Here is a 10,317-nt window from a genome sequence, read left to right as displayed (position 1 = left end):
CGAAAATTAATCAATTTCTTCGTAATCTACATATTCGCCAACGTTTTTATTTGAAGTATTTGATTGTGGCACTTTATCAATAACGGTTTCACCTTCCTTTTTTGGAGATTGTTTTTGTTGATTCTGATTGAATTGTTGTCCAAATTGCTGACCAAACTTTTCTTCCGCTTTTTTACTTACATAACGTAAAAGTGCCGGTGCAAATAATCGGGAAAGTATCTTTATACCATACCAAACTAACAAAATAATTAGAATTGTTTTTATCAAGCCCGTAAAAGATGCGTATTGAAGCATATCACTAAATTTTTACAAAAATACAATTCTTACTATTTAAATTAGGCCTTAAATACTTAAAAAAAATATAAAATATCTATATTTGAAATCAAACAAAAACTTATGAAATCTATCAAAACCTATTTATTTCTACTTGTTTCGTTTACAACACTTTATTCGTATGCACAATACACTGAAGTAATAAATTCAAATAGACCAGGTGTTTCAAGAAGTGCTTTTTCTGTAGGAACAAATGTGGTTCAATTTGAAGTTGGCCCCTATATTTTAAATGAAAACCACAATCTATTAAACCGTGAAGATAAAAGTTTTGGAGCTGATTTTGCCGTTCGATATGGGTTATTATGGCCGCAACTGGAAATAAATGTCGAAGGAACTTTTCAATCTACAAATAGAACGTATTCAGGGTTTAGCTCTTCAGATGAATCCTTTAGCAATTTTAAAACCTTAACTGTTGGTGCTAAATATTTGGTCTATGACCCTTATAAAAATGCTGGTGAAGAAAAACCAGACTTAAGAAGCTGGAAAGCGAATCATAAGTTTAAATGGAAGCAGTTAATTCCTGCGGTTGCCGTATATGCAGGTGCTAATTTTGATACAAAAGACAATCCGTTTACAGCTGCTGGTGTTGAAGGTTTTAGTCCAAAAGTAATGGTAGGAACACAAAACAATTTTGCCAGCGGTTGGGTATTTGTTACTAATTTTATTTTGGATAGAATAGGAACCGATCAATCTGATTTTTCATTTATATTAACTCTTACCAAATCTATAACAGACCAATGGGTGGTATTTGGAGAAAGCCAAAATATTAGTAGCGATTTTTATGCTGACAACTTAATTCGTTTTGGAGGCGCCTATTTATGGAGTAAAAACTTCCAGTTAGACACGGCTTTAACTTTTAATACAAAAGACACACCTTCTGTTTTTGGCGTTACTATTGGAGCGTCTTACCGATTAGATTTTCATAAAGATAAAGAGGAAAAAGACGGTACTTCTGCTGAAGAAGAATTAGAACGTCGTGAAAATAAATCGCGAGGAAAAAATAAAAACAAACGCGAGAAAGAAGATACTGATTTTGATGATGGTTTAAATTAGATGTTGAAAACTATATGATACAATTACACGAAGTAAAAAACAAAAAAGAATTAAAACGTTTTGTTACATTCCCATTTACATTATATAAAGATTCAAAATATTGGGTGCCACCTATTATTTCCGATGAAGTAGCCACTTTAAGTGCCGATAAAAATCCTGCGTTTTTAAATGCAGAAGCACGTTTCTTTCTAGCTTATAAAGATAATTATATAGTTGGCCGTGTAGCAGCCATTGTAAACTGGACAGAAATCAACGAACAGCAGGTTAAGAAAATGCGCTTTGGGTGGTTTGACACCATTGATGACATCAATGTATCGGAAGCATTATTAAACAAAGTGGCTGAAATTGGTAATCAACATAAACTAGAATATATTGAAGGACCTGTAGGCTTTTCTAATTTAGATAAAAATGGTGCATTAACTGAAGGGTTTGATCATATTGGAACCATGGCAACCTGGTATAATCACCCTTATTATATTACCCATTTTGAAACTTTAGGTTTTAAAACAGAAAAGGAATATATAGAAAGTAAATTTGCTTTTAAAAACTTACCTGTTGAGCGTTTCATGCGAGTGAATGATATCATCTTAAAACGCTTTAAATTAAAACCAGGTAGCTATACTAAAACAAGCGAAATAATACCGCATCTTGATAGTATGTTTAACCTGTTTAATCAAACCTATTCCAAACTATCTACATTTGTTCCTATATCTGACCCACAACGTGATTATTTTAAAAAGAAGTTCATTAATTTTATAAATCCAGAATACATCAAATTTGTATTTGATGAACATGATAAAATGGTGGCTTTTGCTATAGTGTTGCCGTCTTTTTCAGAAGCGTTACAAGAAACAAAAGGTAAGCTATTTCCGTTTGGGTTTTTAAAATTATTAAAAGCTAAAAAAACGAGTAAAACAGCGCTATTCTATTTAATAGGTGTGGATCCACATTACCAAAACAAAGGTGTTACAGCAGTTATATTTAACGAGTTTCATAAATCATTTATCAAATTCGGCATTGAAACCTGTATTCGTTTACCGGAATTAGCTGATAATTTGGCTTCTCATCAAATTTGGAAAGATTTTGATACCAAGATTATTAAGCGACGTAAGACTTTTAAGAAAATGTTATAAAACAAAAAGCCGATTTTAATTAAAATCGGCTTTTTGTTTGTTTGTATCACACATTACTTTTCCATAGCAGCAGTAACAGCTGCAGATAAGCGCTTATAAGTACCATTTTCTAAACGAGTTCTAATGGCATCAAAGGCATCTAAAGTAACCTTTACATCTTCCAATGTATGTGTTGCTGTTGGAATCATTCGTAGTAAAATTAATCCTTTTGGAATAACAGGATATACAACTATAGAACAGAAGATACCATAGTTTTCACGTAGGTCTTTTACTAAAGCCATTGCTTCTGGAATACTTCCTTTTAAGTAAACTGGAGTCACACAACTTTGTGTGGTACCAATATCAAAACCACGTTCTTTTAAACCGGACTGTAACGCATCGACAATTTTCCAAAGGTTTTGTTTTAATTCTGGCATGGTACGCAACATATCTAAACGTTTTAACGCACCAACTACTAATTGCATCTGTAAGGATTTCGCAAACATTTGCGAACGCAAGTTATATTTTAAATAATCAATAATCTCTTGGTCTGCAGCAATAAATGCACCTGTACTAGCCATCGATTTGGCAAACGTTGCAAAATAAACATCTATGCCATCCTGAACACCTTGCTCCTCTCCAGCTCCAGCACCTGTTGCACCTAGTGTACCAAATCCATGCGCATCATCAACAAAAAATCTGAAATTATATTTTTTCTTTAATTCTACAATTTCTTTTAATCGACCTTGCTCACCACGCATACCAAAAACACCTTCTGAAATCACTAAAATTCCACCACCAGTTTGTTCGGCCATTTTTGTAGCACGCTCTAAATTTTTCTCTAAACTTTCAACGTCATTGTGTTTATAAGTAAAACGTTTCCCCATGTGTAAACGCACACCATCTATTATACAGGCGTGAGCATCCACATCATAGACAATTATATCATCCTTTGAAACCAAAGCATCAATAGTTGACACCATACCTTGGTAACCAAAATTTAGTAAATAAGCAGCTTCTTTATTCACGAAGGCTGCCAATTCATTTTGCAATGTTTCGTGAAGATCTGTGTGACCTGACATCATACGTGCTCCCATTGGATATGCAGACCCATAAGCAGCACCAGCTTCAGCATCAACTTTACGAACTTCAGGATGGTTTGCTAAACCTAAATAGTCATTTATGCTCCATGTTACAACTTCTTTTCCTCGGAATTTCATACGATTAGAAATTTCACCTTCTAATTTTGGGAATACAAAATAACCTTCGGCATGGGAAGCCCATTTTCCTAGAGGTCCTTTATCTCTATATATTTTATCAAATAAATCTTTCATAAAGCTATTAATCTAGTTAGTTGCTGCAAAATTAGATATTTAAAATTTCACAGCATAATAATTTTAAGTACTATTATTAACAACACATGATAGTTAACTTAAAATTTTTAAAGTTAACTATCATGTGTTGAATAGAATGACATGGTTAAATAATATCGATGTCTTCTTTACTTTTTACTTTAGCTGTATCTAAAAAGCCTTGTTCTTTCATCCATGTATCACTGTATATTTTGCTCATGTAGCGTGATCCATGATCAGGAAAAATAACGACAACAACATCATTTGTATCAAATGTGCTTTCATCGTTTAGTTGTTTTATGGCTTGCATAGCTGCTCCAGATGTATACCCTACAAATAAACCTTCAGTTTTGGCTATTTCTCTTGCGGTTAATGCACTTTCCTCATCGGTTACTTTAACAAATTCGTCAATAACATCAAATTCTGTTGCTGTAGGAATTAGGTTTTTTCCTAAACCTTCAATGCGGTATGGATATATTTCTTTTTCATCAAACTCGCGCGTTTCATGATACTTTTTTAGCACAGAACCATATGCATCAACGCCTAAAATTTTAATATTTGGATTTTGCTCTTTTAAATATTTAGCAGTACCAGAAATCGTTCCACCGGTACCACTACAAGCAACTAAATGTGTAATTTTACCTTCCGTTTGGCTCCAAATTTCAGGACCCGTGGAATGGTAGTGCGCGTCTATATTTAATTCATTAAAATACTGGTTAATATATACGGATCCCGCTGTCTCTTTATGTAAACGTTTAGCAACTTCGTAATAGGATCTAGGATCATCTGCAGCAACGTGAGCAGGACAAACATATACTTTAGCACCCATGGTTTTAAGCATGTCAATTTTATCAGGAGATGATTTTGAACTCACAGCCAAAATACACTTATACCCTTTTATAATACTAACCATGGCAAGACTAAATCCAGTATTACCAGAAGTTGTTTCTATAATGGTATCACCAGGTTTTAAAATTCCCTTCTTTTCAGCTTGCTCTATTATGTATAATGCAATTCTATCTTTTGAAGAGTGACCTGGGTTAAAAGCTTCTACTTTTGCAAAATAGTTGCCTTTAAAAGGTGCTGTAATTCTATTCAGTTTTATTAGTGGTGTATTTCCAACAAGTTCCAATACACTGTTATAAACTTGATTTTTTTGTCCCATATTTACTTTTTAAGTAACGTCATTTTATTATATAATGCAGCTTAAAACCTCGCAAAAATACAATTTTTTTTTTAACTACTGTGTAATTCCTTCTAAATCCAGTAAAAAGGCGTACTCCAATGCAACCTCCTTTAAGCTTTCAAATCGTCCAGAAGCTCCTCCATGACCTGTATGCATATCTACATGCAGTAGTAACTTATTAGAATCTGTTTTTAAATCGCGTAGTTTAGCAACCCATTTTGCAGGTTCCCAATACTGCACTTGAGAATCATGAATTCCAGTTGTTACTAATAAATTCGGGTAGTCTTGAGCTGTAACATTATCATATGGGGAATAAGACTTCATGTACCTATAATAAACTTCATCATTAGGGTTTCCCCATTCATCATATTCACCTGTTGTAAGCGGAATAGAGTCATCTAACATCGTTGTTACCACATCTACAAAAGGCACTGCTGCCACTACTCCATGATATAATTCAGGATTCATATTAATAACCGCTCCCATAAGTAAACCACCAGCCGAACCGCCATTAGCATATAAATGTTTTCGAGAAGTATATTGTTCTTCAATAAGATATTTGGAACAGTCTATGAAATCGAAAAACGTATTTTCTTTTTTTAATAGTTTACCATTTTCATACCAATCGCGACCTAAATATTCACCACCTCGAATATGCGCAATGACGTAAATAAATCCTCGATCTAATAAACTTAATCGAATAGTTGAAAAATAAGGGTCTATAGTAGACCCATATGATCCATACGCATATAATAATAATGGATTTTTACCGTCTTTTTTTAAACCTTTTTTATGAACCACGGACATCGGAATTTTCTCGCCATCTCTTGCTGTTGCCCAAATACGTTCAGATGTGTAATTTTCTTTATTGAAATCGCCCAATACGTCTTGCTCCTTTAAAACGACATTAGTTTTGGTTTTAAAATCAAACTCCATAACCGAACTTGGAGTTGTCATAGCATTATAACCATAACGAAGTACATCTGAATTAAATTCAGGATTATTACCTAAATAAGCAGTATAAGTTTCACTATCAAAAGGTAAGTAATAATCTTCATTTCCATCCCAACTAATAATTCGTAGTTTATTTAGTCCTTGAATACGTTCATTAAGCACATAATAATGTTGGAATATTTCTATATCTTCAACAAGAACATCTGGCCTATGTGGAATAACATCTTTCCAGTGTGTTTTTTCTGTTGCTAATTCTGGTGTTTTTTGAAGTTTGAAATTAATGGCGTTATCATTATTTGTAATAATGTAGAATGCATCATTATAATGTGCTATAGCATATTCCAGACCTCTTTCTCGCTGATGAAACATCTTGAATTCACCATCAGGATTATCCGCAGGTAAAATTCGGTATTCAGATGTTAAAGTGCTAGAGGAACCTATAACAATATATTTTCGAGATTTGGTTTTATAAACAAAAGCATTAAAGGTTTCATCAGTTTCATGAAAAACTTCTATATCCTCTGAAGCTTTCTCGTTTATATTATGTTTAAAAATTTTACAAGCACGTAAAGTAACTGGGTCTTTTACAGAATAGAAAATTGTTTCATTGTCACTTGCCCAAGTGCAGCCACCTGTGGTATTTTTAATTTTATTTGGATGTAATTTTCCTGTATTAAGGTTTTTCACTTGAATAGTATATTGGCGTCTACTTACAGTATCTATTGAAAAGGCAGCCATGGTATTATCTGGGCTTATAGAAATACCACCTAGTTTAAAATACTTATGTTTTTTTGCCATGATGTTGCAATCAAACATAATATTTTCTTCCGCTTCTAACGAACCCTCTTTACGGGTGTAAATAGGGTAATCTTTTCCTGTTTCATAGCGAGTAATGTACCAATAGCCATTGTAGAAATAAGGAACCGATTCATCATCTTCCTTAATACGGGCTTTCATTTCCTCAAAAAGTGATTTTTGAAAATCTTCCGTTGGCTTCATTACAGATTCCGTGTATGCGTTTTCGGCATTCAAATACTCGATAACTTCTGAATTTTCCCGATCATTAAGCCAGAAATAATTATCTATGCGCTCATCTCCATGCGTAATAAGAGATTTTGCAATTTTTTTTGCTATTGGTGGATTGGATATTTTTTTCAAAAAAAAGAGGGTTTAATCAGCTGGCAAAAATAGAAAAATTAAATAGCTTTGCATCGCATTTAAAATGATAATATTATGTTTGGAGATCTTATGGGAATGATGGGTAAAATTAAAGAAACCCAAAAGAAAGTTGAAGAAACTAAAGCACGTTTAAATTCTGTTCTTTTAGATGAAGTGAGCGCAGATGGTAAAATCAAAATTACTATTACTGCTAATAGAACCATTAAAGACGTTAGCATTGATGAAGCGCTTTTAGAAGACAAGGAAGCACTTGAAGATTACTTGGTTTTAACCTTAAATAAAGCTATTGAACGCGCTAGCCAAGTTCATGAAACTGAAATTGGAGCAGTTGCAAAAGAAGGCATGCCAAATATTCCTGGAATGGATATGTTTAAGTAGGTTGTTAGTTGTTAGTTGTTAGTTGTTAGTTGTTAGTTGTTAGTTGTTAGTTGTTAGTTGTTAGTTGTTAGTTGAAAATAACTCTATAAATTCACTTTTCTTAAAACCGTTAGAAAATAATCATGCATTGAATCCGTATAATCCAGATGGGTAACGATTCGCAATTTACCACTTCCCATTCCACTTAAACGTATTCCTTTTTCCGCAAAATAATTTAGGAATTTGGCTTCTTTTTCGCGTTCTGCTAATTCAAAAATAACAATGTTGGTTTCCACTGGAACAACCTTTTTTATAAATGGTAAGGACTGTAAAACAGCACCTATTTCCTTTGCTTTTTGATGATCGTCTGCCAAGCGTTCTAAATGATTATCTAAAGCATATAAGCCTGCAGCTGCTAAATATCCTACTTGTCGCATACCGCCACCTAATATTTTTCGGATGCGGATGGCATTTTGCATAAACACATCGTCACCAATAAGTACGGATCCAATTGGGCAACCTAATCCTTTACTTAAACATACAGATATGGTATCGAATACCTGACCATACTCTGGAGCCGTTTCATTTCTTGCTATTAATGCATTCCATAAACGTGCACCATCTAAATGAAACCCTAATTGATTGGTATCACATACATTCCGAATTTTTTGCAATTCATTAAAATCCCAACATGAACCTCCGCCTCTATTTGCGGTGTTTTCAACTTCAACGAGTTTGGTTAATGGACTGTGGTAAAAATCGGGTGGATTTATAGCATCAATAACTTGTTGTGCAGTAAACATGCCATTAGTTCCAGTCAACAATTTACAAGAAACACCACTGTTAAAAGAAACGCCTCCTCCTTCATAATGATAAATGTGCGCATCTTTATCGCAAATTACCTGATCGCCTGGATTGGTATGCAACTTAATTGCAGTTTGATTTGCCATAGTTCCTGTAGGAAAAAATAAAGCATTGGGTTTCCCAAATAGTTTGGCTAACCGCTGCTCAAGTGCATTTACGGTTTCATCTTCTTTATACACATCATCGCCTACTTGGGCAGACATCATGGCATTCAACATGCCTTTAGTAGGTTTGGTAACCGTATCACTTCGCAAATCAATTTTCATAAAGCAACTATTAAGTTTGCGCTAAAATTAATTCATTTTAAGTTTTCTGTTGGCTCATTTAATTATATTTTTGTTAAAATTTATAAGCTATGATTACTTCAGATCAAATTAAAGATCTAAAAAACCGCCTTGAGAAATTAAGGCACTATCTTTGACATAGATGCCAAACTAATTGAAATTCAAAACGAAGAAGAACAAACCTTCGACCCTAACTTTTGGAATGACTCCAAAGCTGCTGAAGTCATTATGCAATCGCTTCGAAATAAAAAGAAATGGGTTTCTGATTACGAAGATGGCAAAACGCTTCAAGAAGATTTAGAAGTTATTTACGAATTCTATAAGGAAGGGGAAGCCACTGCCGATGATTTAGAAAATCGTTTTGAAAAGGCTGAAACTCTTATTGAAGACTTAGAGTTTAAAAACATGCTTTCGGAAGAAGGTGATAGTTTGAGTGCTGTTTTGCAAATTACAGCTGGAGCTGGTGGAACCGAGAGTTGCGATTGGGCCAGTATGCTCATGCGTATGTATTTAATGTATGCTGAAAAAAGTGGATTTAAAGTTAAAGAGCTGAATTATCAGGAAGGAGATGTTGCTGGAATTAAAACGGTAACCTTGGAAATTGAAGGCGATTTTGCTTTTGGTTGGTTGAAAGGTGAAAACGGAGTTCATCGTTTGGTACGTATTTCTCCTTTTGACAGTAATGCCAAGCGCCACACCAGTTTTGCATCTGTCTATGTTTACCCGTTGGTAGATGATACTATTGAAATTGCAATAAATCCCGCAGATATTGAAATTACAACTGCTCGTTCTAGTGGTGCTGGCGGACAAAATGTTAATAAGGTAGAAACAAAAGTACAACTTACACACAAGCCTACAGGTATTCAAATTTCGTGTAGTGAAACGCGTTCTCAACATGATAACCGCTCACGAGCCTTGCAAATGTTGAAATCGCAACTTTATGAAATTGAATTACAAAAACAATTGGCGCAACGTGAAGATATTGAAGCCGATAAAATGAAAATTGAATGGGGAAGTCAAATTCGCAATTATGTGATGCATCCTTATAAATTAGTAAAAGACGTAAGAACAGCCCATGAAACCGGTAATGTTGATGCCGTTATGGATGGAAATATTGAGCCGTTTTTAAAAGCTTATTTAATGATGATGGGGCAGAAAACTGAAGAATCAGGCCAACTTTAAATTACATATTTATGATTACAATTTACCACAACAACCGTTGTAGCAAAAGTAGAACTGGATTACAAATTTTAAAAAATTCAGGCAAACCGTTCGAAGTAGTAACCTATCTGGAAGATGTGCCTTCAGAAAATGAACTTAAAAATATCATTTCTTTATTAGGGATTAAACCAATTGAATTGGTTAGAAAAAATGAAGCTATCTGGAAAGAACAGTATAAAGAGACTGAATTATCAGATGCAGATCTAATTTCGGCTATGGTTAAAAACCCCAAACTTATTGAACGACCGATTATTATAAATGGTAAACAAGCAGTCATTGGCAGACCACCTGAAAAAATATTAGATATACTTTAAAAACAAAAGCCTCTACTGTTAAAATAGAGGCTTTTGTTTTTAACATATTTTTAACCAAAAGCCCTTAAACCAAAGGCTATTTTTGCAGTCCTACACGCAAAAATATAT

10 protein-coding genes are annotated in these 10,317 nt (G+C 33.9%); 5 read left to right on the top strand and 5 right to left on the bottom strand.

What is annotated here, in order from left to right:
- Nucleotides 1–6: 6 nt before the first annotated feature.
- Nucleotides 7–294, bottom strand: coding sequence for a DUF4834 family protein (locus tag BM239_RS07240; RefSeq protein WP_092207001.1), 288 nt, complete (start codon nucleotides 292–294; stop codon nucleotides 7–9).
- A gap of 102 nt (nucleotides 295–396) precedes the next feature.
- Here BM239_RS07240 and BM239_RS07235 point away from each other — a divergent pair, with 102 nt between their 5' ends.
- Nucleotides 397–1,386 (top strand): transporter, encoded by a 990-nt coding sequence (locus BM239_RS07235; protein WP_092207000.1) that lies wholly within the window; start codon nucleotides 397–399, stop codon nucleotides 1,384–1,386.
- Nucleotides 1,387–1,400: 14 nt separating this feature from the next.
- Entirely contained in the window at nucleotides 1,401–2,519 is a 1,119-nt protein-coding gene (locus tag BM239_RS07230) for a GTP cyclohydrolase (protein WP_092206999.1), read from the top strand.
- 53 nt (nucleotides 2,520–2,572) lie between these two features.
- Here the strand turns inward: BM239_RS07230 and BM239_RS07225 are convergent, their stop codons facing one another.
- The 3 genes from BM239_RS07225 to BM239_RS07215 form a co-directional block, all read right to left on the bottom strand.
- Nucleotides 2,573–3,832, bottom strand: a complete 1,260-nt coding sequence (locus tag BM239_RS07225; protein WP_092206998.1) for a cysteate-C-fatty acyltransferase — start codon at nucleotides 3,830–3,832, stop codon at nucleotides 2,573–2,575.
- 145 nt (nucleotides 3,833–3,977) lie between these two features.
- A complete protein-coding gene (locus tag BM239_RS07220) occupies nucleotides 3,978–5,015 on the bottom strand; it encodes a cysteate synthase (RefSeq protein ID WP_092206997.1) in 1,038 nt (345 codons plus the stop codon).
- A gap of 75 nt (nucleotides 5,016–5,090) precedes the next feature.
- Nucleotides 5,091–7,148: a S9 family peptidase gene (locus BM239_RS07215; protein WP_092206996.1), complete on the bottom strand. Its 2,058-nt coding sequence runs from the start codon at nucleotides 7,146–7,148 to the stop codon at nucleotides 5,091–5,093.
- Nucleotides 7,149–7,223: 75 nt separating this feature from the next.
- Here BM239_RS07215 and BM239_RS07210 point away from each other — a divergent pair, with 75 nt between their 5' ends.
- Entirely contained in the window at nucleotides 7,224–7,547 is a 324-nt protein-coding gene (locus tag BM239_RS07210; RefSeq protein ID WP_092206995.1) for a YbaB/EbfC family nucleoid-associated protein, read from the top strand.
- 83 nt (nucleotides 7,548–7,630) lie between these two features.
- Here the strand turns inward: BM239_RS07210 and BM239_RS07205 are convergent, their stop codons facing one another.
- On the bottom strand, nucleotides 7,631–8,656 hold the full coding sequence (locus tag BM239_RS07205; RefSeq protein WP_092206994.1) for a threonine aldolase family protein: 1,026 nt from the start codon (nucleotides 8,654–8,656) through the stop codon (nucleotides 7,631–7,633).
- An 89-nt stretch (nucleotides 8,657–8,745) separates the two neighbouring features.
- Between BM239_RS07205 and prfB the strand changes: the two genes are divergently transcribed.
- Together prfB and arsC are read left to right on the top strand one after the other, a co-directional pair.
- Nucleotides 8,746–9,856 (top strand): peptide chain release factor 2 gene (prfB, locus tag BM239_RS07200; RefSeq protein WP_143094904.1). Its coding sequence is split into 2 segments (ribosomal slippage): nucleotides 8,746–8,808 and nucleotides 8,810–9,856, totalling 1,110 coding nucleotides; the frame shifts between segments, so codons are not numbered across the junction.
- An 11-nt stretch (nucleotides 9,857–9,867) separates the two neighbouring features.
- Nucleotides 9,868–10,209, top strand: coding sequence for an arsenate reductase (glutaredoxin) (arsC, locus tag BM239_RS07195; protein WP_092206992.1), 342 nt, complete (start codon nucleotides 9,868–9,870; stop codon nucleotides 10,207–10,209).
- Nucleotides 10,210–10,317 lie beyond the last annotated feature (108 nt).

The organism is Algorimicrobium echini, assembly GCF_900115185.1.
Lineage (GTDB): Bacteria > Bacteroidota > Bacteroidia > Flavobacteriales > Flavobacteriaceae > Algorimicrobium > Algorimicrobium echini.
The sequence above is the reverse complement of the archived record's forward strand: the minus strand, read 5'-3'. Positions and strand labels throughout refer to the sequence as shown.

What these genes read in the sequence shown, in the direction of transcription:
- BM239_RS07210 (WP_092206995.1), top strand. Translation starts at nt 7,224, where the DNA reads ATGTTTGGAGATCTTATGGGAATGATGGGTAAAATTAAAGAAACCCAA.
- arsC (WP_092206992.1), top strand. Translation starts at nt 9,868, where the DNA reads ATGATTACAATTTACCACAACAACCGTTGTAGCAAAAGTAGAACTGGA.
- BM239_RS07225 (WP_092206998.1), bottom strand. Translation starts at nt 3,832, where the DNA reads ATGAAAGATTTATTTGATAAAATATATAGAGATAAAGGACCTCTAGGA.
- BM239_RS07205 (WP_092206994.1), bottom strand. Translation starts at nt 8,656, where the DNA reads ATGAAAATTGATTTGCGAAGTGATACGGTTACCAAACCTACTAAAGGC.
- BM239_RS07235 (WP_092207000.1), top strand. Translation starts at nt 397, where the DNA reads ATGAAATCTATCAAAACCTATTTATTTCTACTTGTTTCGTTTACAACA.
- BM239_RS07230 (WP_092206999.1), top strand. Translation starts at nt 1,401, where the DNA reads ATGATACAATTACACGAAGTAAAAAACAAAAAAGAATTAAAACGTTTT.
- BM239_RS07240 (WP_092207001.1), bottom strand. Translation starts at nt 294, where the DNA reads ATGCTTCAATACGCATCTTTTACGGGCTTGATAAAAACAATTCTAATT.
- BM239_RS07220 (WP_092206997.1), bottom strand. Translation starts at nt 5,015, where the DNA reads ATGGGACAAAAAAATCAAGTTTATAACAGTGTATTGGAACTTGTTGGA.